The organism is Kordiimonas sp. (assembly GCF_048260245.1).
Classification (GTDB): domain Bacteria; phylum Pseudomonadota; class Alphaproteobacteria; order Sphingomonadales; family Kordiimonadaceae; genus Kordiimonas.
This window is the reverse complement of record NZ_JBLXGZ010000004.1, coordinates 150,728-174,496: the sequence shown is the minus strand read 5'-3', so window position 1 is coordinate 174,496 and position 23,769 is coordinate 150,728. Positions and strand designations below refer to the sequence as shown.

The window sequence follows — 23,769 nt, the reverse complement described above, 5'->3', positions numbered from 1 at the left end:
TACCACGATGGGGTATGGCCTCGGCAGCGCTGGCGCATCAGCGTTCAAACCAAAGGACAAGCGCGCCATCGCCATCATGGGAGACGGTGGTTTCTGGCATAATGGCCTCACCTCCGGCATCGGCAACGCTGTGTTCAACAAAGACGACACGGTCACCCTTATTGTCGACAACGGCTATTCCGCCGCCACGGGCGGGCAGGACATCCTCTCGTCACGCGCCGACAACAAAGACCGGGCCACCAAAAATCCGATCACTGAGGCCGTGCGGGGCGTGGGGGTCAAATGGGTCCGGTCAGTGAACCGCACCTATGACATCAAGAAGATGCGCGACCTGCTGAGAGAGGCGCTGACAAGCCCCGAAAAGGGCCCCAAGGTTATCGTTGCGCAGTCCGAGTGCATGCTGAACAAACAACGACGCGAAAAACCAATTCGCGCGCAGGCCATCAAGGCTGGTAAGCGCGTCGTCCGTGAACGGTTTGGCGTAGACCCTGACACCTGCACCGGCGATCACAGCTGCATACGGCTTTCCGGGTGTCCGTCATTGTCTATCAAACCCAACCCGGACCCGCTCAGGCAGGACCCGGTGGCACATGTTGACAACAGCTGCGTAGGCTGCGGCCTTTGCGGTGAGGTCAGTCATGCCGCAGTGCTCTGCCCAAGTTTTTACCGCGCCAGCATAACCACCAACCCGCGCTGGCATGAGAAACTGGGTAACCGTTTCCGCCGCGCTATCATCGGCTTTATCCAGCGACGGGACGAAAACACACGCCTGCAAAGGGGTTTCTGATGCAGAAAAGCACACAAAACCGTATCTCTATCGCAATCCTCGCTTTGGGCGGGCAGGGAGGCGGTGTTCTGGCCGACTGGATTCAGGCTGTTGGGCGGGCGCACGGCTGGCATGTTCAGGGCACGTCGGTTCCCGGCGTGGCGCAGCGTACCGGCTCAACGGTCTATTATGTAGAAATTGCCAAAAGCGAAAGCGATCAACGTCCCGTGCTGGCACAAATGCCGCTGGCTGGTGATGTGGATATCGTTATCGCATCAGAGCTTATGGAAACCGGCAGGGCAATCCTGCGGGGTTTCTCCACCGCTGAACGCACAACGCTTATCGGGTCCACGCATCGTATCTATGCGATCGGTGAAAAATCAGCGATGGCAGACGGTCGCTCGAACAGCCAACGCATTCTGGAGGTCGCGCCCGAACGATCAAAGCGCTTTATCGGTTTCGATATGGAAGCCGCTACAGAACGCTCCGGCAGCGTTGTCAGCTCGGTGATGTTTGGTGCTCTGGCCGGCAGCGGCGCTTTGCCCTTCCCGCGTGAGAGTTTTGAGGAGGCTATTCGCGCTGGCGGCAAAGCTGTGTCCAGCAACCTCAAGGGTTTTGCTGAAGGTTATACTGCGGCAAATGCGCAGGAAGTTTCCGTCCCCCGCGAAAATCAGCCCGAGGTGCCACAACCACGCACCGACGCAGGGAAACGGCTCGACGCACGCTTGCAATCCGAGTTGCCGGAAGCTGTGTGGAGCTTCGCCCGTCACGGCGTCGCCCGCCTTATGGACTATCAGGACGCCGCTTATGCCGCTGAGTATCTTGATCATCTCGCCGGCCTTGCAGCGCTGGACGCCGCCCCCTATGACCTTACCCGCGAGGCAGCAAGGCATCTGGCGCTTTGGATGGGCTACGACGATACCATACGCGTTGCCGACCTGAAGGTCCGGGCAAGTCGGCACACCCGCGTTCAAAACGAGGTGCGATTAGCTGACGGCCAGTTGATGAATGTCACTGAATTCATGCACCCCCGCCTGCAGGAAATATGCGAGACACTGCCGCGCCAGATCGGGCGCGGCATTCTCAACAGTCCTCGCCTCCGGCGCATGTTAAGCCCTCTTTTCAACAAGGGCCGACATGTGGAGGTGACAAGCCTGCGCTGGTTCCTGCTGCTGCGGGTCATGGCCGGCTTGCGGGTGATTCGCCGCTATTCCCTTCGGTATCACGACGAACATGTCCGTATTCGTGCCTGGCTTGATACAGTGCAAAAAGCAGCACATGCCGGACATTTGTCACTGGCGACGGAGCTCGTACGCTGCCAACTTTTGATCAAGGGATATGGCGATACTTTTGAACGCGGCCTGAACAATTTCGAGCATGTCATGCAGCTCTACAAGTCGTCAAAACGCAAGCCGGAAGATATGGCTGAACTGGTCAGCGGTTGGCGTGAGGCGGCTCTTTCCGACCCGGATGGCAAGGCACTGGCAAAAGCCGGTTGATCGGCCCACAGAAGCCGCGCCAGCTCAAAAGCATTGCGTTTTGCCCCCAGGCGTCCTGAAACCAGTGACGCCCTGCGCCTGAACCTCCCCCGGAGGTTCAGGCGCAGTTCAGAGAGGGGTTCAGGCAACCTTGCGGTCAGCCTGGGCACGGTATTTTTTATAGTCGAGCAAGTCACCGTCAAAGTCTGTCACGGTACCATTGTCTATAAGCCAATAGGTGTCGACCACCGTCTCGATAAGCGCTGTATCGTGGGACACCAGCACAACAGCGCCGGAGAAGTCCTGTAGCGCCATTGTCAACGCCGAGCGCACTTCAAGGTCGAGGTGGTTGGTGGGCTCATCAAGCAGCAACAGGTTAGGCCGGTCCCAGATGATCATGGCAAGCACAAGCCGCGATTTCTCGCCGCCCGACATGGTGCCTGTGTTCTGGAAGACGGTCTTGTCTGAAAAATCAAAGGTGCCCAGATAGGTTCTGAGCTCCTGCTCCCGCGCACGGGGGGCTTTCTGCTTCATGTGCCAAAGGGGCGACTGCTCAGGGTCCAGCGTTTCAAGCTGGTGCTGTGCAAAATATCCAATATTGATACGACGATCGAGAATAAGCTCGCCGCTTTCGCTTTCAATCTCACCCGCAATCAGTTTGATCAGCGTTGATTTGCCCGCCCCATTACGCCCCAGAAGCCCCACACGCGTGCCCGCGCCGATGTGAACGGTAATATCGCTCAGGATACGGGCACCCGGATAGCCTGCGTCAGCGCCCGCTGATTCCCACAAGGTTGTGGCCATCGCATCAGGCTCGCGAAACTTGAAGGTGAAGGGGGTGTCAATATGGGCGGCGGCAACACGCTCCAGTTTCGCAAGTGCCTTGATGCGGCTTTGTGCCTGCCGGGCCTTGGAAGCCTGCGCGCGAAACCGGTCAATAAACGACGAGACATGCGCGATCTGGCGCTGCTGTTTTTCATACATCGCCTGCTGTTGCATCAGCCGTTCGGCGCGCATGTTTTCATAATCCGAATAGCCGCCGGTATAGAGTGTGAGCGTGCCGCCCGCGAGTTCAAGAATGCGGTTAACCGTGGCATCAAGGAAGTTTCGGTCGTGGCTGATCATCAGCACCGTACCTTCAAATGACTTCAGCCAGTCCTGCAACCAGACGATAGCCTCAAGGTCAAGGTGGTTGGTCGGCTCGTCAAGCAGCAGCAGGTCAGACCGGCACATGAGCGCTTGCGCCAGATTGAGCCGCATCCGCCAACCGCCCGAGAAAGTGGACACCGGATTCTCATGAACCGCTTCATCAAAGCCAAGGCCAACAAGAAGGTCTGCCGCACGACGCTCAACCGAATAGGCGTCGATACGCATGAATTCCTCATAGATGCGGCCGATCTCATAGCCGTCTTCAGCTTCCTCGGCTATTGCAAGCTCAGCTTCCAGCGCGCGCAGTTCCGTATCACCATCAATGGCGAACTGCAGCGCCGACTTCGCGCTGCCTTCGGTTTCTTGCGCCACATGGGCGATACGCCACCGGTTGGGGAAATCAACCGTGCCGGTCTCAGCGATCAATTCATGCCGCAGCAATGCAAATAGCGACGATTTACCAGCCCCGTTCCCGCCCACAAGGCCCATTTTCTCCCCGGCATTGAGGTTAAAGCTGCCGTCCTTGAACAAGAGCTTGGAGCCGCGCCGCAGCGCAACATCGGAGAAAGTGATCATGAAAGGGTCCTGTAAATGATTTAAGCCGCGCTTATACAGCTATCCGCTCTACATGACACAAAAATAACAACTCGCCCCAAGAGCCGGTATACTTAGTGCCCACCGGCAGACGTTTGCTCAAAGCGGGACCCAATCAATATACAGCGATGAGGATAGAAACCCGCTGACTTGGCCAGCCAACGATTGCGGCCATGGTTGTGAATAGTGATCGTCATATAGCTCAATTCCCCTAAAACCTGATCAAAGCTGCATCGTTTGACGTTTGCCGTAGCAGCGGATACGGCTCCATCTTAGACTTCCTTACCATACCCGCCTGTTCATAAAATGGCCGCGTTTGCAACTTCACAGGCTTCTGGTTCGCGTGGATAAGAAGCGCCTCATGTCCCTGCATCTGAATAATTTCGCTTTCCTCCATCAGGTTCTCGGCCCGATAAATAGCCTCACCACCCTGCTCCATCGGTATCTGCACCTTGCCCAACCTGCGTTCCAACGCCTTGGCCGTATCCAGCCCCACGCCGGGCAGGTAGATATGGGTGCCAAAACTATCCTGAATGGTCTTTGCTCCCAACTCGCCATAGCGGGATTCCATCTGACTCATGGACTGAATGAACGACCAAATCGCAATGCGATACTTCCTGGCCGTGCTGGCCACGATATCGAAATTAGGGATAGTTAGATGCCCGAATTCATCCAGAAGACAATAGATAGGCAGATGCGCCGGATTCCGTTCAGAGAGCAGTTCGTTGAACAGCTCCGTATAAAACAAGTTCAAAAGAAAGGAATAAAAACGAAGGTCTTGTTGCCGGGCGAGGACATAGAGAGCGGTTTTGCGTTTTCTAAGGTCTGAAAAGGCAAAGCTACTCTGACTTGTCAACCGAGCTATGTCGGGATTGCCGACCGCAGACAACGCCGTTGTAGCAGTGGATAAGAACGACAGCACGGTTTTCTCGTTTCCCGCGTTCACAAAGCCTTTGTAGTCCGCGTATGTTGCGGGATCGGTGAGCGTGCTTTCAACCACAAACCGGTCGAGCCGCCCGCCGCATTCGGCAACATGCGCATCGAAGTTGTTAAGAAGGTACAGCAGGTTCGCGAGGTTGCAGTATTCTGGTTCATTCCTGTTCCGCAGGCATTGAATCAGTATGCGAATAATCTTCTCGGCACCTGCGTTCCAAAACGACTGTTCTCCTCCACCGTCGAGCGCCGACCGCACGATGAGATTGGCGGCCTGCGCCAGTTCCATATATCCCAAATCGCCCGCCAGCGGGTTATACAGTTCGCTCCTCTCCGGTTGCATCAAATTGAAGACTTTGATGTCATAGCCCTTGGAGGCCAAATACCCGCTGGTCTGCTCGTATATTTCGCCGGATGAATCACTCACGACTATGGAGCAATCATCCAGAGTGAATAAATTGGGCATCACAAAGATCGAGGATTTGCCCATCCCCATCCCACCCACAGCGATAAGGGACTGGAAAGACAGCCTTTCGTTGAGCCGCTTCTTATGCCCATCCACCAGAAAGCCTTTATGACTTCCTCCAAAGAACCTGAAACGTTCAAAGAACCCCATGAAGGTGGCGCTCGGTTTCTGCGTGGAGAACGCCCATTGCGACGTGGCCACCATCCCACGCCCTATGCCCGACATGAAAGACCACAATACGGACAGCATGGAGGTACCGAAGGCATAGGAAAGAAGCCAGAGCGTAATCATGCCAACCACGACCCAGGCAAGTGCGGAATCCGCATCCGTCTCCCCCATCACGATGACGACCGAGAGTGCGATAATAAAGCCCGCCAGTATTTTGAACGCGCCGGGTGTCATCGTTCGTCCTCCCGATCCCAACCTTCCGCTTCACGGGTGGCCACATCAGTAAGCCGCTTTCGGCGTTCCGCACATTCCGTCTCACGTTCCGCACGGAGTGAAAAACGCTCCTCCACCGCTTCATACGCGCCCAACAGCCCGAGTGTTTTCAACCGATATCGGCGTCCGCTTTCGGTATCACACACGCCCCAGGTTTTCCCTCGCCGGTATAGGGACAATCCTTCCGCTTTGAGGTGAGCGGACAGGTCTTGCGCTGAATGCGCTGTGGACAGCGCCCGAGAGACCGCCGCACACGCCTCTTCGGTGCGAGTGAGGCTTTTGCCCTCACGCTTGGCGGCCTGATAGCCATCCGATGATACCCGCACGCCCTCACGCTGCGCGCGGGTATAGATGCGATCACCGTTTAGGTCTGGATACTTCTCAAACGCATATGCCTCCACTTCCCTCTGGATAGTCGCCAGTTCCGCACGGCTCAGGCGGACACGCCGGTCACTGCGCACGCCGTTGCTGGAAATCATAAGATGGATATGCGGATACTCGGTGTCAAAGTGACATTTTCCGTACGCCAACTGCGTTGGTGCCCGCCGTGCCAGATATTGTTCTGCCAGATCATGAAGCGCAGCCACCTGCTGCTTACGAGACCATTGCTGCTGTTCCTCAAGCACCAGAACTTCATGGTAGAGAGCGTTCCCGTTTTTTCTGGCTGGAAGAAGTGTAGCATTCTTCTCAAATGCTTTCGCTACCGGACGCCAATTACCGTCATCAGGCAAGGCATAGAGATTGCGGGTATAGATGCCAGTATCATCGTGACCGTCCCGATGGAAATATCCAAGAAGCTGGGTGAACGTGGGTGCTTTCCGAGACATGCTCTTAATGATCATCGTCCCGCTCTCCATCTTCACACCTCCACGGGCGCTCAACAAATGCTGCAATGGCCTCCTCTAGCCGCGCCAATTCCACCATGACCTGTTCCGGGCGGCGCAGACACCTAAAGACGTGCTTGTCTTTGGCAATTTGGTTTATGTTATTACCTATCTGTCGCAGAGCTACGTAGAGTGAAGCAATCTGCTTCTCAATAGCCTTTGACGGGAGGTACGCACCTTCCCGGTACGCACAGCTCTCTGCAAAAATCTGCGCAAAGACGGCACGACCTTCGCGTTTGGCACGCGCAGCAATCTCGGCATATTCTTCCTGAGAAAGCGTGCCATACACCCGACGTTTCTCGGTTTTGAAACGTTTCCAATATGCTCTGCGGTATGCAGCCATTTTTTCTGAGCGGGAGGTGTCAGTCATGACTGGCCTCCCGCGTCACTCGACTATGTCCTTGGATATGGTCGCGGGGGTTGTAGGGGGCAGTTCCGCCCACTGCCAAGTTTGCAATTGTGCTCCGTGCAGAATTGCAAACTTGCGCGCGTGCGAGTGGTCTTTGAACCAACCAAAATTCAGAACCAATCCCATCACCGCCTCCGCCTCGTGAAGCTCGCGAAGAAGAGCAGCACACAGATTGCGAGGAGCGCGAGCATATGAAGCGGTATGGTGAGGTGTGGCATTGTCCGGGAAAGGACGATGACACCTACTGCCAACATGATGAGGCGAATGGCACCGCCCTTCCACCCTACCACCAGAGCGAGACCGCCAAAGACAATTAAGAGCTGGGCAATCGTGGCGGTCATGACGCCACCTCTTCAGGTCCATAGAACCGAGCGAGGTGCCGATTGAGCCGATCTATCTCATCATCCAGCGCTGTCCGTTGGACCTGCTCGGCGCTCGGTTGGCGGTAAAATATATGAATATTTAGTGTCACCACCACATCGTTGGCGGGCGCTATCTGAGCAGGCGAAGTGAAAGGGTCTTTCATCGTACATCCTCCACCGTTACATCGGCCCCGAGACTCTTGAGCCACGAAATCCAGAACGCCTTGTGGGCCGCTCCCTGGTGCGCCGATGCAGCATCATGCCGGGTGATATAGAGGACGCGGACGCGGACACCGTCCAGCCGGACGCCGACACCGCGCGCATACGCGGTATGCTGAAATTGCTGGAAATCTGGCCCCGACCTGTACTGCGAAAAGCCTGCTGTATTCTCCAACATGTCGCTTACGATTATGAGCGTGCGGTTCTTAACCGATGGCGAGAACGTCGGCATCGACGCGATGGCCGCGACGGTCTCCATAATCGGAGAGTGTGGTGCCTGCGCTGCGGTGGCGAGTTTTTCAGATAGTGCTTGCACAGGGCCTGCAAAATGCCCCTTGAAATCCACGTCAAGCCAGTACGCGCCTGGAGTGGAAATGGTCGCGTCCTCAGCATTCCGTGGGCGACAGGCACTCCACACCGGCTCAGGCGACGTATCTTCGATGGTGTAAATGGAATAGCGATCACCGGCATGGAGGCCGGCAGCAAGCTCTCTCACCCTCGCGGCCAACCGCCCCCGCACCGTGGCGGAAAAGATGTCGGTGCGGTCCGCGAGCAAGACCGTATGAGAGGTCGGTACTGGCGCCGTGCAAGGGTCTGGTTTACCCAAGGCGTCACCGATGTACCCGCTAAAGAGGAGCCCGAGGATGAGAACTGCGGCCCCGCCAATCTGTGTGATATCGCGCGTGTGCATGTTCCCCCTCCTATTCAGGCAGTTGCGGACGGGCGCCGATCGGGACGCCGAGCACGGCATCAATGGTCTCGGCCTCGATCGCCCGGAGCCGTTCGACACCCGCGGCGACTGCCGCCTTGGTGTTTTTGCCCCCCACTCGGATTTCCCGCCGCAACTCTTCAAGCTGGTTCTCGTATTGCAGGAACGCCTGTTGGTGTGCGATCGGCTCGTAGTCCGAGAAATATTCGGGAACCGGCGTGGTCCGAGTTTCTGCGTTGACGTGCCGGAACAGGCGAAGCTGGCGGGTGTAGTTGCGGACGATTTGGGTCGCAGTGGGCACCATAACCGCAATGCAGTGGTCCGCGATCGAGACCGTATAAATGGCGCGCGCGGAATTGGTGATGATGGCGTCAAGGTTGTCCTGGATGTCGGCAATAGCGTCGTCAACTATACCGTGGATGCCGGCCCGCGCGCCTTGCCTGAGCGTTTTCACTTTCTCCCGCGCGGCAACCTTCCGCCGTGCAACAATTCCGTACCCTGGATAGGGATCGTCTAGGTGCTTGTCGGCGGCATATGCGACCCCGGCAGCAGACAGACTGCCCACGAAGAAAAGAACAATCGCCTCGAAGCTACCGAAAATATTCAAAGGGCTCGCGAGGAAATGCGGACCTGCCGCCACGAACGCAATTGCGGGATCAAGCGCCATGCAGATTCTAAAATGGGCGACGAGAAGATTCCATGCCACGAGGAGCGCACCACCGGCCCAGACCATGCGCGTGCCCCATGCCCGCTTGCGCTCATCGACGTGCCGGCGGTTGCGCCCGAAGATGGAACCTAGGGAGTACCCCATGCAGACGTTGATGCCGGCGATAGCCAAGCCGAGGATCGATGCTTCTTTAATGCCGCCGCGGCTGAAGTCCATAAGCATGAAGGTGTTGATTAGGAGTTCGAGGCCGACCGCCATCATCAACACAGCGGCCTTACGACCTGCCGGCGGATATTCCGCGGGACGGGCCAGGTTGTTTTCACGCTTGAACACCTCTTCTGTGCGCATGTCTTTGACGAGTTCCACCTCGGCATTCATGAGCTGTTCTTGCGCGCAGCCCTTTGCTTTGGCGAGTTCACGTTCCGCCGTTTGGAGCGGTGCACAGACATCGGCGAATGCAAGTGCGTCGATCGCTTGCCGGCAGCCTTGGACATGGCCCGCGATGTGGCTCCCGATGCCATCCAGATTGTCGCTCGCTGTGGCGGCGATCTTCTGTTCGTGAGGACAGGGAATCTGGGCATCATGGGTAGGCAGGTTGTTGGCGCCCGCTGTACGGGCGCGCTGGGTGATTTCGGAGTCCGAGATCGTCTTCATGCGCCGGCGGACTCGGGTATCCGCGACGCGGTGGCCAATGATGGCGACGAGGTTGGAAATTTGAGAAGTAGCCATGGCCTGGTCCTTTCAGCAGGCTTTGTGGGGGAGGAAAAGTTTAGTCAGGAGCCGCTTGACGATGGCTTCGCTGTGGGTAGTGGCCCGCATTTCGGAAATTGTGGCGAGCACGTCCTCGCGAGGCAGCAGGTGGAGCGCGCGCAGGGAAAACGCTTCGAGCTGCATCACCTCGCTCATGGTGCAGCCGTCGTACTGTGGGTCCGCGCGGCGACAGGCTTTGAGCGCGGCGATATACTGCCCTTTCAGGAAATGTCGGATCGCGTGGTGAAGGGCGCCCCAGGGGGCGTTAATGTCACGGAAGCGCCACCCAAATGTTGCACGAACCGTGTGATGGAGCTGGATTCTGGGGTCAGGGTCTGTGGCCATTGTGGGCACTCCTGTCATTCAGGATGCCCTGGCTACCATTTGCACGTTATTAGTGTATATGGTATCTTTAGGTAGTGGGCACCTCGGGTTGTGAACTTAACTCGGTGGAAGGTGTTCATTTTTGCCGGGGGTGATGCGCTAACATCACCACCCGGCTTTCTTTTTATGGTTGCATTCAGGACCTCATTGGCTTACGCGTTGCCCTTGAAGAGGGACCCCTCGGCGAGAGGTAAGCTCATTGTCGTTGGTTTCCGGACACAACCGCCATCCATGTCGTTTTTGGCACGATTGCCAAAAACGCTGCCAAATTGGGGATTGAAGAAAGGTTGTATCGCGCCTACCATCTATCGCCATGGTGGAGGGCGATCAGAACTTTGACGAACGAGCTGCACCCGACGAGTTAGTCGGCGCTGTAAACTTGCTTATGCGAAGCGCTCTTAATTCCGGTCACGAATACCTAGAACGCCTTGAGGGCACTGGAAGAAAAGGGGTTAAAGTACCCACCGTAGAGGGCAAAGTCTCTGAGCTGCTTAGTTGGCTCGCCATTGATCGCTCAGCCCATTCAAAGTGGACGCGCGGCAATGGTGATATCAGTCGCAGTGTCAACGTCACCAATAAGCTTCTGTCTTTGTTCCAAGGGCACACCTACATAGAGAGAAATGACCGAAACCTTCGTCGGGACGAACGGGATTTAGCAAAATTTCTCCATCAATATTGGATACGCACTCATAAGGGGCTTTTGACCGACACCATCAAGCTCTTAACGGATCACCTTCAGACCCTCAGTAGTATTAGGCAAAATGAAAGAGACCAGGCCGACGAACAGTTGCGTCAGGCAGTCGCAGTGAGTGCCGCTCAAGCAAGCTTTCCTGTAGGACTGGAAGAGCGATTCCGCGCCAGCTCAGATTATGTAGTAAGCCCAACACCCGAGACACTCCCGCCAAGGCTGAAACCGCCGCGAGAAATCGTTTATAGAGAGGATGACAGCCGTAAACTTGAGGAACTCTATCAAGCCCATTGGAACGGAGGTATTCTGATATTCCTTGAAGGCCCGCCAGGCGCCGGGAAGAGTGCGCTGTTGCAGAAATTTTCCCATACCATCTCAATGAAGTATATGCATGGCGATACTCCTGCATTTTTACATGTGGACTTCTCCGACGCCTCGCGTCCACTTCGGGCGATCTTTCTTGCTTTACATGGCCCCCGCTCTTTATTTGATGCTAATTTGGATGATGTAGATGTTGATGATGAAAGCGCTGACACCCCTCACAGCCCACTGAACTTTGAGCGCGAATTTATATCGTCATTTATTAGCCACACCCTCGGCCACCACAATCTCGTAGCCATCTTCGAAAGCCTCCCAAAGGTGACGCGTGATGCAGCACTACAAGAGCTGGAAGCGGTGCTTGACCTAAGCGTCTTTCGTAGGGCAACCGTTTTGCTTGAAGGGAATGGCGCGCACCCACCCGTTGGGCTTGGGAGAGCAAATGTTTCTGTCTCATTGGGACCGTTTACTGAACCCGATGCGCAGGCTTTTCTGATAGGTGTGGGGAGGCAACCTGAAACTCGAGCACGCGAGGCCATTGAAATTCTACGAGAGGACAAGAGCCTCCTATACCCCGGCCCGCTATTTCAGGGGGCAATCCGTTTCGGACCGGCTTTCGAGAAAACTGATGAAGTTATAACAGGCGAAAATTTGGCGCTTGCAGTAATGGAACATGCCGCAAACTTGGCGGAGTCGGTCTTACGGGTACTTTGCCAGGAGCATGGTTGCGCACTTCAACCCGCAATGGTTACGTTAATGGCAATTGCCATTCTTGATAGTCCTAATCTGACGCAAGACTCATTATGTGGGCATGAGTTGCCCACCAGGCTCATAGAGGATCTGGACCGTCTAAACTGGCTCAATATTGATAATCCATTCTTGCTTATCGGTTTTGGTAGAGACGCTATTCGTGCGCGCGCTGCACTGATATTTTCTAGTTCGTTGACACGCTCCTCTGCAGAGGAGCTACGGGCCACAATACGCGACATATGTAGCGCTTTCTTTTGTCGTCGTACCCAAGGCACCGCAGCTGTCCTTGACCGTCTGGTCGCTTGGTTTGAACAGTTTGCCCCGGAGGAGACAACACTCCTTTCGCATTTCCGAATTCTATTGGCGCAAGAAGCTGCAGCTGACCCTATTGCCCCCTCTCCGGAAAAACAACAGCAAGAAGACACTTCAAAGTATCTGCGGCAGAGTATTGATGAAGCTGATTTTGATGCAGCGTTAGCTGCTCTGACACTCAGCACTCATGGCCAATTTGGTGCTGCGGCCGATCAATTTGATGGAAGCCTCGTCAGCATCCTCAAGGTTGTAGAAACAATAGACCATATTAACTCACGACAACTTTCCGTGCTTGATACTTCACTATTCTATGGCTTGAAGAAATTTCATCGGATTGAAGCAGTTTTGGAGGCGCGCATAAGGATTGCCTCTGTTATCGCCTGCCAGTTGGAGAGCGCCCTCGGACATCATGATGAGCATTGGATACAATGTTGGGTGAGCTTCATACTAAACATGGGTGAACTTTGTCTCAGACAAGGGGATGTCTCCAAAGGCAGAGAACATTTAGAGCTAGCTCTGCAAGCGTTTACAAGAGCCACCTGGCTTCCTAATACCTCTTGGAAACAATGGCTACTAGCTCGTCTCGCCATTAGCTCATCCCATTTCATGGGCACAATAGCTAAGGAGAGAAGTGAGCTTATAAGAGCACTTGAACATGCGGCTCAATGCGTAACGCTTGCGCCAGATGACCCAAGATGTATTCAGTTTTATCTCAGGACGGTTCGTAGACTTCTTGAAGTTGAGCCGGATGAGACGCTGAGAACTAAATGGGTTGATGGTGCCCAAAACCATCTTGAGAGCATTAAAGGTACGCCCGATACATGGAACGTAGGCATTCGATCCCAAATGGCGGCCTTGATCCGCAACGAAGCACGTAGGGCTTGGAACGTACGTCATCAGGAAAAACGGATTAGATCGGCGTTGTGCATTTTACAAGCTGGAGGAGTAGAAGATATTAGTAGCGATCCCCGCGCATGTCTTGTTCATGCCCGCCTTCTCCACACTTTAGGGGACGATAAAAAAGCACTTTCCCGTAGCAAAAGAGCGTTGGAGTTAGACCCTTCACCATCCGCATGGCATCTTAAATTTCGCTTGATGGACAGTATCGCCAATGGCGCCCAAAACCTACCCACCGATCACATTAATTCTTTGTCTGAAATATATTCTCTATCGGATGACCTCGCCGAAGAAATGCGAAGATTCCGCGCATGGCTAGAAAAGGCGCCAATTAATATTCGACCATATGGCCGAACCTATTTGTGGACAATCGAAAGGGAATGGCGAGCCGAAGGTAGCATTGAGCGACATATTGACCAGCGTCTTAATGCCGAGGGGCGCAACTTTGTCGTGCTACCCAAAGCGCAGAAACTGGTGCTGTTGGCTGATGAATTTGAAAAGCGGCAGAAAAAACTAAACACGATTGAGAAATTTTTTGGGGACACGGTCCACCTGACTTTGGCCCGATTTAAAAATATGGCCCAATTCGTTAGGTCGAAATCCGTATTGACTGGAGAGCCCTCTGACGTTGAGCGGCCCCTGAAAATACTCAATGACGCTTTGGCACACAGGGAAGGAAATCAAATACTCCTACTCCAGCGAGCAAGGTACCATAGCTATATTTGGAATACCGAAAGTGCCATACAAGACTTTCGTGAGGTGCGGATGAAGAGCCTCAACGGCGAGATTCGGCGTGAGGCAGCTGCAAATTTGGCGCAACAATTATACACTTCCGCAGTCTATCGACCGAGTGTTGAAACCGAGGAGTCTATCGAATTTCTGCGAGAAGCTAAGAGCGTCGTTGAAGATTTGTCTGGAAGCTTTTACGAAGCAGAAGACGTTGCCATACTCGGAGACCAGATTGCACTTGAACTTGATAATAGCGTTGACTGGGTATCTGTTGCGAAATTGCATGAAAAAATAGTCGGAACAGTTGAAGGGTTCCCCAATACCCTTCTTGAGAATTTTGACTATTTTCAAAACCTTACCGCTGGCGCCCCAGACAATACTGCTGAAACGCTCTCCACCAATTTTGCCGACCCCAAAGTCCTTGGGTTAGTTGGTGGATTGTATCTAAGGCGAGCAGAGAAGGGGCTCGGAAACCGCATACTGGATGATTTAAATTGTGCGATGGGTTTCTTCCTGGCTGAGGCTCTTATTGAGCGATCCTGGTCAGGAAAAGAGCATCCTGCAACAAGCCTTAATATTGGACGAACAATTTTAGCCGGCGCAAAGCATTTTCATACCTTGAAGCCTCTCCCTGGCCTCCCGAGTGAAGGTCGAGCGGACCAGCTTGTATTAGCGGTATCAAAGTTTGGCAGTGCAGAAACACGCTCTACTGGAGCATTTCGTGACATAGCGCGCATGTATCAGGGTGAAACTGATATGCTGAGACTAGCCCTGTCCAGGTCATCGGTGGATAGTAGCGCACAGGACTAGACCACGCCTTAATTGGAATTGGCGATTAGCTTCACCTCTCGCCGCTCTACCTGCGGCATGCAATCCTGAATCATCTGTCTGAAACGCCACGGCTCACCCCTGACACTTTGTGCCAATGCATCTATCTTATGTATGATACATCTGTGTGCATAGAAATGCTCGGAAAACTAGTGCCTCATATGACTACGTCACGGTATACGCACTAAATGGCTTTGATGGTGCCCCATCAATCATCAGTTTGAGATAGATGTGATAATTGGCCTGCCCGATCAGGTCTTCTTGGTTGATATCGGGATAGAATTCACGGGCCAGATATCTTCAGTACTGACGGTGCGTGTCCCATAGTCCTTGTTAGCTTTAGTCTGAACATTCTCATTGCAACCAAACTCCCAACCTGATTTCCCAACTGGAACCCATGCAGTTGCACTCTCTGCTTCCACATGACCGTCCCAGCCGTGAAGCTGAGAGTGATCATACGCCGGGAATGAGTACTCTATTAAGCTTGGCGTTGTCGTGCTAACAAGGCGCCTCAATAGGGCTGCAAGTTCAGCTCTTGCCTCCAGGTTACGATCAGCCCATGCTTCAATCTGCCGTGCATGAATATCGAGAAATGACGGGGTATAGCTCTTAACGGCAAGTGTCTTTTCTCTATTTTCCAAGTCGGTGTCGTCAATGGAAGCCTGCATATCGAGCAGTTCTTGTTTGTTTGGCCCAACCACTTCTGCACCATATTTAAGGGAACACCTGATTGGATAGCGGAAACACCTAAGCTGTGTCGCAAACCCTTGGGGCTTGCCATCGGTCCATTTACGCCCGCTGCCCTCATGATTTCTTTCACCCGGCTCCAGGCCGTCGTTCGACACCATGGCCACAGCATTCTATTTGCACATCTGTGTCGTTGCTGATCAGCTTTGATGTTATGGACAGCATCAAGAGTACGGAGCAATTCACGCGGTACAGGTACGGTGCGAAAATGTCCACGACACCGCTTCTTTAGACTCTCAATGACAATAATCTCATCATCGAAGTCTATCCGGTCTGGTGACAGAGCCAATATCTCGGAAACACGCGCGCCGGTATACGCCAACACGGCGCAAAACGTAGCAACTTCAGGCGCAGCTGACATAGCAGCATCCAAAAATGCTCGGCGTTCCGCCAAGTTGAGATATTTACGCTCGCCATTAGCGTCACGAACAAAAGATGTCGATTTGATACTCATAGCCACACGAAACAGACATTGACATCGGTTGTAAGCATGGACAGAATAGTCGAACGGTTTAAAAGCGCGCATTTCTGCGGAAAATTCATCCTTTTCATCATACCATGCTCTCCGAATTTTCAGGTGCGCAGTCACATGCTCTCGGGCGTACGCTGTTGCAATCCCACAAAGGAAAAGCATAGAATATTTAGGTGCGAAGGCTGTCGCATAAGGCATGTTTCATATGCGACAGCAGGGGGAGAAACACAGTGGCGGCAATCTGCCTCAATGGAAGTTTGCTCAAAACGCTAATTATTGAGCGCTACTCCAACGGCGTTCCAGGGTTGCTTGACGCATGGACCACTTCAGAACGGAAGGCACTGTCCGATCCGCCTGACCGCTCGACCGTGTATCGATGGATGAAGGGACAACTGCCCCGCTCGGCAAGCGACTTGCTCTCGTTATGCAGCCTGCTCGATATCGATCCCTTCAGTATCCTAACGGCTAGAGATGGTAGCATATCTGACGCTATTCACTGGCTGCTCAATGCCGTACAACTCCGGCAGTGGCGACAACCCTCACTCAGCTTTTTAGCAGACCTCTTTGGACGACAGCAGGCATGGCCACCGCCTTCGCTCGCGGAGACCTTCTATGGCCGTCCATGGCATGTGAAGGAGTTCGAACACGACCCGGCGAAACGCGCACTGTATTACGCCTGTATCGGGCTATCTGGCTCCAGCGATATACGACATACAACACCGCAGGTGTTTCACTTTGCCTTCTACACACCGGGGGTCTTTGGCGAACGCTGGCTGCAATACGGATTTGTGGAGCGGTACAACAACACTATACGGCTGATTCATATTAACGGGCACACGGAAATCTACGAGGCCGAAGCACTGTCGGAGCCGAGCAGTGTGGAAACATGGTTTGGTCCGGGACATGCGGTGTTTCGTGTGGCGTCTCTGCACTCGTTTTCTCTAACTCAACGAAACGAGAATCATCAGGGCAAAAAAGTTCGCTTTCCAGCATAGAACCTGTCTCCCAGCGTTATTGGGCTGTAACGCGGCACCTGCAATTCTATGCTTTAGAGAGCGCTAAAATGACGCGACTTTGCAAATTTCGGCATTGAGTATGGTGAGTAATATTGCAATTATAGGTTTTGTTTTTTTTAGGATGCGCATGCCACAACGAGCCACTATAGATGAGGAATCAGGTAAGCAGGACGTGTACGCGTTCAAGGCCTCAGATGAGCAATGGGAAGGCATCATTGAGGCTGCCGAGGCTGGCGTGCTCAAACTTCCATGCTGCGGGATAGTGCCTAAAGTCCGAACGCCTCGCGACAGAGTGCGTCACTTCGCTCACCCGCCCTACACACTCGAACAATGCTCGTCCAAGGAAGCCGACATAGATCGAGATAGCATTGTGATTGCCGTAGCGACGAAAGCCGAAGAATTGGGCTGGGAAATTGTGACAGAGGCAAAGTTGTCACATTTCTTCTGTGATTTGGCCTGTACGCGCCCAGTATCGGGCCTGCGGATTGGTTTCGAATTTGAGACAGGCCGTCGCCCCAATAGAGAGTTGGAAGAACTCGACAAGGGACTGACGGAACAGGGTCTATCGCAAATTCATTGGTTCTTCAAAAAAGGGCGAAAGGGTGCGATCCCGGATGTGTTCTATCAGCATTTTTATAAGTCTACTGACAAGAAGCGCGTCGAAGCAATTGTTGTAGAATGTGAGCGCATTCTTCTAAACATCGAGGGCATCTTCAAAAGTGCCAATGCAACGCGCGAGACCTGCCTAGAAGCGGGCTTGGAATTCGAATGCCAGACACAGGGTGGCATTCCTTCTCGCGTCACCATTTGTGATCCAAAATCAGGTGAGAAATACCAGGTCACATTCGACACGGAAGGTTGTAAGATTCACAGTCCAACAGTGCTATGCGTTCCAAAAAACTTGGAACATGGTGAGCATGTTGCTCGGATACAAAAAAGTCTTGTTGAGGTGATAAGAAAAAACCTCGCAGCAGGTCATGCCATTTGGTGGCGAGGCCACCCCAAATTGCTGGAAGATAGCTTTAAAGAATTGCGAGACTCCATAGAAGCGGATGAAAAAGCGAAACAAGAAGTAATTGCGTCACGCAATAGCGCTTCATCTACGAATAGTTCTCAGTCCACTACCTCTGATAACGTACATCCTTCGCGCCCTTCAGCAGTCGCACACCAAACGGTTCGGCAATCGGACAGTTTGAAGACCGACTATATTTCGATGCGGCTGCAAGGCGCGCGCTGCCTCCTGAAAGATCATTTCGGCGAACAATTTGAAGAAGCTTTGCTGTACAATCCGTTACCAGAACTCGGCAGCCTTACAGCATACGACATCGTTAGCACGGATAGTCAGGGTTTGGAGACACTGGAAATCCGGTTTGGGTATCGGGACACAAAGACCAAGCAGCCTATACGGACACTTCCTTCATACACCTTGTAGGAAGGGTTATCTTTCCAAATCATCCCGATTAATCTCTCTCCCCCGATCACGCTGCTCTCGCATTTCTTCCAACTCCATAAAACGCTTGTGTTTTAGCGCAAACGCCGCTTCACCTTCAGCCATAAGCCCCTGTTCCAGCGCACGGGAAATATCCTCTTCATTCAGCTCCTCAAGCGCATAGTGCAGGCTCCGACGGGCCGTCTCCAACGCAGAAGCTATCTCTTCCTTGGTGCCTAACGCTGCATCAGGCACTTCCCCTTCCAACGCAGTCTCTGCTTCTTGATACGCGTCTGCTGCCTCTTGTAAATTGGCAACGCAGGAAACCAAATAATCTTCATCCTCGCGCTCGCGCACGATGAGGTCATCAAGAGAATAGGTCGGGTCTGTGTCGGTGGTCATGAGGCTTCCTTCGGCCACTGATTCACGCACTCGGCCCATAGGACTCGGAGTATTCGTGAAAATCAATTGCTGAAAAGTAGCATACACCTTCCATCGATTCGCGTAAAACGGTATGCTGCACTGAACATCATCTCGGGAAGAAACCGCTATATGTGAGGGCAGGAGCGCAAAGAACTGCTGAAAGAGATGGCTTTGGAAATGGATGTACCGCTCTACCGGAGGTACACCGAAGCCAACGCGTCTGGGATTCTGGGGGTATCCCCAGCGACACTCAAACGGATCAGAACTAAAGGCGCCATCGCCTATATCCGCGTTTCCGACCGACACGTTTCTTTCTTTGGGTTCCAGCTTCTGGAATATCTGTTGGAGAATATTGAATGTCCCGCTACGGCAAACGAGAATACCAAATCGGAGACTACTGGCTCTCCTAGCGCGGCAACAGCCCGGTGCCGCACATGGTTCGACACCAAAACCAGACAGACATGCCGCGCTAGCCTCGGCACGACGGATTTTGAAGAAGCCAAACAAGCACTAACGGATTGGTTTGTCGCCAACCATGTGCCAAAAAGCAAAGAGCCAGACGACCATCCCCTTGCAACCATCATTGCCCGCTACTGGCAGCACCATGGCCAACACATTATCTCTGCTGAACGCACCCGTATCTCCCTCGACTACTGGCTCGATTTCTATGGCGAACACACTCTGGCGGAAATCACCGATGTGTCTCTCCAAGAAGATTTTCATACTTGGCTAGCGGAAAAGGGTATGCGCGCCACGACAGTGCGCCGTGCCCTTTCAGCCGGACGAGCCGCCATTAACTTTGCGTGGAAACGTGGCGAAATAGCCAACGCTCCGTATATCATCCCGGTCACAGACAAGGAGCGCAAAGCAGCGCCACCAAAAGGGCGTCCGCTTGAGGTAGAGGAGGTTGCCAAAATCTTCGATACCACCAAAATCCAAGCCTGCACATGTTCATCATTCTAATGATTGCTACCGCTGCACGGCCCGACGCTATCCGCGAACTGACGCGCGGCCAGTGCGATGTGAAGAGTCGGCTGATTAAGCTGAACCCGAATGAGCGGGCTCAGACTAAGAAGTATCGCCCAACACTGCGCATGCCGGAGAGCATTGTGCCGGTTATCAAGCGATTCGATGCAGATGCACCCGAGGTCTATCTGGTAGGCGGAAGTGATGAAATGCTGAAAAGCGTGCGTACCACCTGGCTCACCGCGCGCAAGAATGCAAAACTGGATGACCAAGTGAACCCCTACTCTCTCCGCCACACGATGGCGCGTTGGTTGCGGAAGAGTGGGGTACCCGCTTGGGAAGTCTCCGCCCAGCTTGGACACAAACGTCAAGACCTCTCTATTACAGAAGTGTATGCGCCATATGATCCAGGCTATCTGGGGGAAGCGACGAAGGCAATCGACACTTTTTTTGCCGAGTTGCGTGCCAATAGCGTGTTAGTGGATGAGATGCTTGGAGAGCTAAGTGCTTGAAGATAATGGCGCACCCCAGCGGTGAGACTTCGAACGAATTGTTCGATGTTTTGGAGGATTGGGAGCACCTGCTGAAGCATTCTGACTTTGACTTCGGAGGGCCACAGCCATGAGCCAAGTAGCCCTTTCAAAAGTCAAAAAGAAACGCCCCGCTCCGCTCTCCATCAGGGTCACTGAGGAACAACGTGCCCGCCTGAAAAACCGCGCGGGCAACATGACCGTGAATGCCTATATCCTGTGGCGGCTCTTTGGGGATGACGCCCCCAAAGGACGATCACGCCATGTTGCTGGCGATATCCTGCTCTTGTCGCAACTCCTCGCCAAGCTGGGCCAATCTGGCCTTGCCTCCAATCTGCAAACGCTGGTGCGGTCTGCCCAATGCGGCGCGTTGCATGTGACGCCAGAAGTGGAAACAGAACTTTCTCAAGCCTGCGCCGATGTGCGCAGCATGAAATCCATGCTCATGCAGGCTATCGGGATCAAGGAAGGCTGACCATGATCCTCAAGGCATCCCAGCGCGGCGGCGGCAAGCAACTCGGCGTTCATCTCATGAACTCCCATGACAATGAGCATGTGGAAGTGCATGAGGTGCGCGGCTTTGTATCCGACAATGTAGTCAGTGCAATGAAAGAAGCCCATGCCGCCAGCATGGGCACAAAGTGCAAGCAGTTCCTTTTCTCCGTCTCCCTCAACCCGCCGCAAGATGCCAATGTCGATATTGCCAGCTTCGAGTCCGCCATCAATCGGATCGAAGAACGCAACAATCTCTCAGGCCAGCCCCGCATTGTCGTCTTCCATGAAAAGGAAGGCAGGCGGCATGCGCATGCTGTCTGGTCACGGATTGATGCTGATACCATGACAGCCCGTAACCTGCCCTTCTTCAAGGAACGTTTGCAGGAGCTTTCAAAAGAACTCTACCGCGAGCATGACTGGAAAATGCCGCGTGGGTTTGTGAGCAAGGACGAACGCGACCCGCGCAACTTTACTCTCGACCAGTGGCAGCAGGCCAAACGCATGGACCGCAAGGCGGGAGACCTGAAACAGGATATTCAGGACGCATGGGCCATCAGTGACAACAAGGCCAGCTTTGAAGCGGCCTTACAGGAAAAGGGCTTCATGCTGGCCCGAGGTGACAGGCGCGGCTATGTGGCCGTCCACATGATGGACAAACAGGTTCTCTCCCTGTCCCGTTACAGCGGCAAGAAACCCAAAGAACTGGAAGCCCGCTTGGGCGAAGCCGACAAGCTGCCCAATGTAGAGGATACCAGCGCTCGGATTGATAGTGATGTGAGCCACAGGCTTAAAACCCTGATGCACCAATTACAGGCGGAGAGACAGCAGGACCTCGCCCAGCTTGATACCAAGCGCATCGCCATGCGCGATGATCAGCGCCGGGAACGCCAGCGTTTTGATGGAACGCTCAAACACAGGCAGCAGGCGGAAGCAAAAGAACGCGCCTCACGCCTGCGCACAGGCGTTCTTGGCCTGTGGGATCGCATGCGCGGTGAATACAAGAAGATCGAAGCAAAGAATGCAGAGGAAGCCAAACAAGCTACTATTCGGGACAAACAGCAGCGACGTACCCTGCTCGCCAGCCAGCACACAGAGCGCCGCAAGCTACAAATCGATATTGATCGGGTGCGGAGCGATTACCGCGCCAAGGCATTGGAACTGTACCGTGACCTGAAACAGCGCGGCCAAACCCGGCCCATTCCACAGCAGACCGATAACACGCTCAACAGACTGCATAGCCAGTTCAACGTGCAGGCCAGCCAGCCTGACCGCACCGAACGAATTGACGCTTTTAAAGAAGAGAGAAAACAGCAACCGAGGAGAGATAGAAATGGACCAGACCTTGACCGCGATTAACCCTAGCCGCCGATTGACTTGCTCAACGGTAACATATATGTTACTATAATGATAACGATACGAGAATACTTGCTGGAGGATGGCAGCAGCCCTTTTGCCGACTGGTTCGACAATTTGGATGTGCAGGCCGCGCTCAAGGTAAACACCTACCTTACCCGTATAGGTAAGGGCAATTTCTCAACCCTCAAGTCTGTTGGCAACGGCGTTCATGAATGCCGCATAGACTGGGGTCCGGGATATCGGGTGTATATAGGGCAGGACGGTGACAAGCTGGTGATCCTGCTCGGCGGCGGCACAAAGAAACGCCAGCAGAAGGATATAGATGCAGCCAAGCTGCTCTGGCAGGAATACAAGAAACGTAAGAAGGAACAATAACAATGCCTATTACACGCGACTTCAAGGAAACCATTCAGGCCCGCGCTGTGCGCGATCCTGAGTTTCGTGCAGGCCTGTTCCGGGAAAGCATCGAATGCATGCTCGCAGGCGACACCGAAACGGGCAAGATGCTGCTGCGCGACTATATCAACGCCACCATTGGCTTTGAGGAACTGGGCAAGATTGCCGACAAATCACCCAAAAGCCTGATGCGTATGTTCAGTCCAAGCGGCAACCCAACTGCGAACAACCTGTTCGGCATCATTCACAAGCTGCAACAGCGTGAGGGTGTGCATTTCGAGGTGAAGACGTCAGGATAACTTGAAAAGAATCCCCTAGCTATGACAGCAAACTATGAATTTCCATGCTCACCATCAGAAAACCAATACCGAGTATTTCCTGACCATCTTGAGAATGATGAAAGCATATTCTTTCACGGCACTTCTGAGCAAAACGCGTGCAGCATTTTATCCGGCGGTTTTCAGATCAATGGCACATTATCCTCTGTGTCATTCTCAACAAACAGTAGCCTTGCATTAGGTTATGCCTGCACCAAACGCTTGGAGCAAGGTGGTCGTGGGGCTGTGCTGGCAGTACGTTTTCGCAACACAAGTCCCCCTGAGATAGCCACTGAACCCTTCGGAATCCACGTATACGACCTAAATATAGAGCACAAAATAGAAGGTATCTGCTGGGTTCCCGATGACTATCAACACACGTAAGTTTGACCTCAGAGCGAAACATACATTTCCTCTTGAATGGTCGGGGGTTGCACATGCAACCCTGCCTCGTGGCGGAACAGCGGGTGTGCAAACGGAGGGAAAAATCGGCGGCGGGCGCAGGCATCTCCCGAGCCTCGGGAGACCGACTATTTTTCATGAAGTGCGCTGAGGGCGCAGCCCTAAGCACCAGCACTACTGAATTTATGCTCGTGCAGAAGGTGGCCACACCCTCTAAATACATGATTTGTAAGAGAATTTTTCTCGGGTTTTATCAACTCTGACTACACAGAAACACTGTGTACCATAGTCGGCAGATTGAACCTCGAAATGCCCAACTCCGACACCGATTTTCTCAGTGGAATCTGGATGGCGATCTAAAGCATCCATAAGAAATCCAGCATCCACCTCTGAAACTATTTCGCCAGGCCGATAACGGTTCAACATCTCCTTTAAAAAATTTAAAGCATCGGCTTTCTTCTCAAAATGCATAGAGCCAATGCTCACA

23 protein-coding genes are annotated in these 23,769 nt (G+C 53.5%); 12 read left to right on the top strand and 11 right to left on the bottom strand.

The features are described 5' to 3' along the window. On the top strand, positions 1 to 787 hold a 787-nt coding region (locus tag ACN0VM_RS04140; RefSeq protein ID WP_417449578.1), incomplete at its 5' end, for a thiamine pyrophosphate-dependent enzyme. Further along, positions 787 to 2,265, top strand: coding sequence for an indolepyruvate oxidoreductase subunit beta family protein (locus ACN0VM_RS04135; RefSeq protein ID WP_417449577.1), 1,479 nt, complete (start codon positions 787 to 789; stop codon positions 2,263 to 2,265). The genes ACN0VM_RS04140 and ACN0VM_RS04135, both read left to right, overlap by 1 nt. Before the next feature lie 120 nt (positions 2,266 to 2,385). On the opposite strand, the gene ACN0VM_RS04130 is transcribed toward ACN0VM_RS04135, so the two are convergent. The 8 genes from ACN0VM_RS04130 to ACN0VM_RS04095 form a co-directional block, all read right to left on the bottom strand. Further along, entirely contained in the window at positions 2,386 to 3,969 is a 1,584-nt protein-coding gene (locus tag ACN0VM_RS04130; RefSeq protein WP_417449576.1) for an ABC-F family ATP-binding cassette domain-containing protein, read from the bottom strand. Between the two features lie 229 nt (positions 3,970 to 4,198). Continuing rightward, positions 4,199 to 5,788, bottom strand: coding sequence for a type IV secretory system conjugative DNA transfer family protein (locus tag ACN0VM_RS04125; protein WP_417449575.1), 1,590 nt, complete (start codon positions 5,786 to 5,788; stop codon positions 4,199 to 4,201). Next, positions 5,785 to 6,669 (bottom strand): relaxase/mobilization nuclease domain-containing protein, encoded by an 885-nt coding sequence (locus ACN0VM_RS04120; protein ID WP_417449574.1) that lies wholly within the window; start codon positions 6,667 to 6,669, stop codon positions 5,785 to 5,787. The genes ACN0VM_RS04125 and ACN0VM_RS04120 overlap by 4 nt, the downstream gene beginning before the upstream one ends. Then, on the bottom strand, positions 6,659 to 7,081 hold the full coding sequence (gene mobC, locus ACN0VM_RS04115; protein WP_417449573.1) for a plasmid mobilization relaxosome protein MobC: 423 nt from the start codon (positions 7,079 to 7,081) through the stop codon (positions 6,659 to 6,661). Before mobC ends, ACN0VM_RS04120 begins: the two co-directional genes overlap by 11 nt. A gap of 376 nt (positions 7,082 to 7,457) precedes the next feature. Continuing rightward, entirely contained in the window at positions 7,458 to 7,646 is a 189-nt protein-coding gene (locus ACN0VM_RS04110) for a hypothetical protein (protein ID WP_417449572.1), read from the bottom strand. Then, positions 7,643 to 8,392, bottom strand: a complete 750-nt coding sequence (locus tag ACN0VM_RS04105) for a hypothetical protein (RefSeq protein WP_417449571.1) — start codon at positions 8,390 to 8,392, stop codon at positions 7,643 to 7,645. Before ACN0VM_RS04105 ends, ACN0VM_RS04110 begins: the two co-directional genes overlap by 4 nt. A gap of 10 nt (positions 8,393 to 8,402) precedes the next feature. After that, the gene (locus ACN0VM_RS04100) at positions 8,403 to 9,806 is read right to left on the bottom strand and encodes a hypothetical protein (protein WP_417449570.1); all 1,404 of its coding nucleotides are present in this window, start codon (positions 9,804 to 9,806) and stop codon (positions 8,403 to 8,405) included. Between the two features lie 12 nt (positions 9,807 to 9,818). Further along, positions 9,819 to 10,190: a hypothetical protein gene (locus ACN0VM_RS04095; RefSeq protein WP_417449569.1), complete on the bottom strand. Its 372-nt coding sequence runs from the start codon at positions 10,188 to 10,190 to the stop codon at positions 9,819 to 9,821. Positions 10,191 to 10,524: 334 nt separating this feature from the next. Between ACN0VM_RS04095 and ACN0VM_RS04090 the strand changes: the two genes are divergently transcribed. Next, positions 10,525 to 14,715 (top strand): hypothetical protein, encoded by a 4,191-nt coding sequence (locus tag ACN0VM_RS04090; protein ID WP_417449568.1) that lies wholly within the window; start codon positions 10,525 to 10,527, stop codon positions 14,713 to 14,715. Positions 14,716 to 15,244: 529 nt separating this feature from the next. Here the strand turns inward: ACN0VM_RS04090 and ACN0VM_RS04085 are convergent. After that, positions 15,245 to 15,841, bottom strand: a complete 597-nt coding sequence (locus tag ACN0VM_RS04085) for a tyrosine-type recombinase/integrase (RefSeq protein WP_417449582.1) — start codon at positions 15,839 to 15,841, stop codon at positions 15,245 to 15,247. Positions 15,842 to 16,182: 341 nt separating this feature from the next. On the opposite strand from ACN0VM_RS04085, the gene ACN0VM_RS04080 reads away from it, so the two are divergent. Together ACN0VM_RS04080 and ACN0VM_RS04075 are read left to right on the top strand one after the other, a co-directional pair. Continuing rightward, positions 16,183 to 16,947: a hypothetical protein gene (locus ACN0VM_RS04080; protein ID WP_417449567.1), complete on the top strand. Its 765-nt coding sequence runs from the start codon at positions 16,183 to 16,185 to the stop codon at positions 16,945 to 16,947. A gap of 100 nt (positions 16,948 to 17,047) precedes the next feature. Beyond that, positions 17,048 to 18,400 carry a hypothetical protein gene (locus tag ACN0VM_RS04075; RefSeq protein WP_417449566.1) on the top strand — a complete coding sequence of 451 codons (1,353 nt, stop codon included), beginning with the start codon at positions 17,048 to 17,050 and terminating at the stop codon, positions 18,398 to 18,400. A 6-nt stretch (positions 18,401 to 18,406) separates the two neighbouring features. Here ACN0VM_RS04075 and ACN0VM_RS04070 read toward each other — a convergent pair whose 3' ends face one another. Next, positions 18,407 to 18,799 (bottom strand): hypothetical protein, encoded by a 393-nt coding sequence (locus ACN0VM_RS04070; RefSeq protein ID WP_417449565.1) that lies wholly within the window; start codon positions 18,797 to 18,799, stop codon positions 18,407 to 18,409. Between the two features lie 192 nt (positions 18,800 to 18,991). On the opposite strand from ACN0VM_RS04070, the gene ACN0VM_RS04065 reads away from it, so the two are divergent. From ACN0VM_RS04065 to ACN0VM_RS04035, 7 genes are all read left to right on the top strand, one after another. Then, positions 18,992 to 19,783, top strand: coding sequence for a hypothetical protein (locus ACN0VM_RS04065; protein WP_417449564.1), 792 nt, complete (start codon positions 18,992 to 18,994; stop codon positions 19,781 to 19,783). Further along, entirely contained in the window at positions 19,768 to 20,298 is a 531-nt protein-coding gene (locus ACN0VM_RS04060) for a tyrosine-type recombinase/integrase (RefSeq protein ID WP_417449563.1), read from the top strand. The genes ACN0VM_RS04065 and ACN0VM_RS04060 overlap by 16 nt, the downstream gene beginning before the upstream one ends. Before the next feature lie 109 nt (positions 20,299 to 20,407). Further along, complete coding sequence (locus tag ACN0VM_RS04055; protein ID WP_417449562.1) at positions 20,408 to 20,791, top strand: hypothetical protein; 384 nt, start codon at positions 20,408 to 20,410, stop codon at positions 20,789 to 20,791. A 2-nt stretch (positions 20,792 to 20,793) separates the two neighbouring features. Beyond that, positions 20,794 to 22,167, top strand: a complete 1,374-nt coding sequence (locus ACN0VM_RS04050; protein WP_417449561.1) for a relaxase/mobilization nuclease domain-containing protein — start codon at positions 20,794 to 20,796, stop codon at positions 22,165 to 22,167. A 48-nt stretch (positions 22,168 to 22,215) separates the two neighbouring features. Continuing rightward, the gene (locus tag ACN0VM_RS04045; RefSeq protein ID WP_417449560.1) at positions 22,216 to 22,542 is read left to right on the top strand and encodes a type II toxin-antitoxin system RelE/ParE family toxin; all 327 of its coding nucleotides are present in this window, start codon (positions 22,216 to 22,218) and stop codon (positions 22,540 to 22,542) included. A 2-nt stretch (positions 22,543 to 22,544) separates the two neighbouring features. Further along, positions 22,545 to 22,862 carry a transcriptional regulator gene (locus ACN0VM_RS04040; RefSeq protein WP_417449559.1) on the top strand — a complete coding sequence of 106 codons (318 nt, stop codon included), beginning with the start codon at positions 22,545 to 22,547 and terminating at the stop codon, positions 22,860 to 22,862. A gap of 21 nt (positions 22,863 to 22,883) precedes the next feature. Then, positions 22,884 to 23,264, top strand: coding sequence for a hypothetical protein (locus ACN0VM_RS04035; RefSeq protein WP_417449558.1), 381 nt, complete (start codon positions 22,884 to 22,886; stop codon positions 23,262 to 23,264). Between the two features lie 231 nt (positions 23,265 to 23,495). Here ACN0VM_RS04035 and ACN0VM_RS04030 read toward each other — a convergent pair whose 3' ends face one another. Next, entirely contained in the window at positions 23,496 to 23,768 is a 273-nt protein-coding gene (locus ACN0VM_RS04030) for a DCL family protein (RefSeq protein WP_417449557.1), read from the bottom strand. Position 23,769 lies beyond the last annotated feature (1 nt).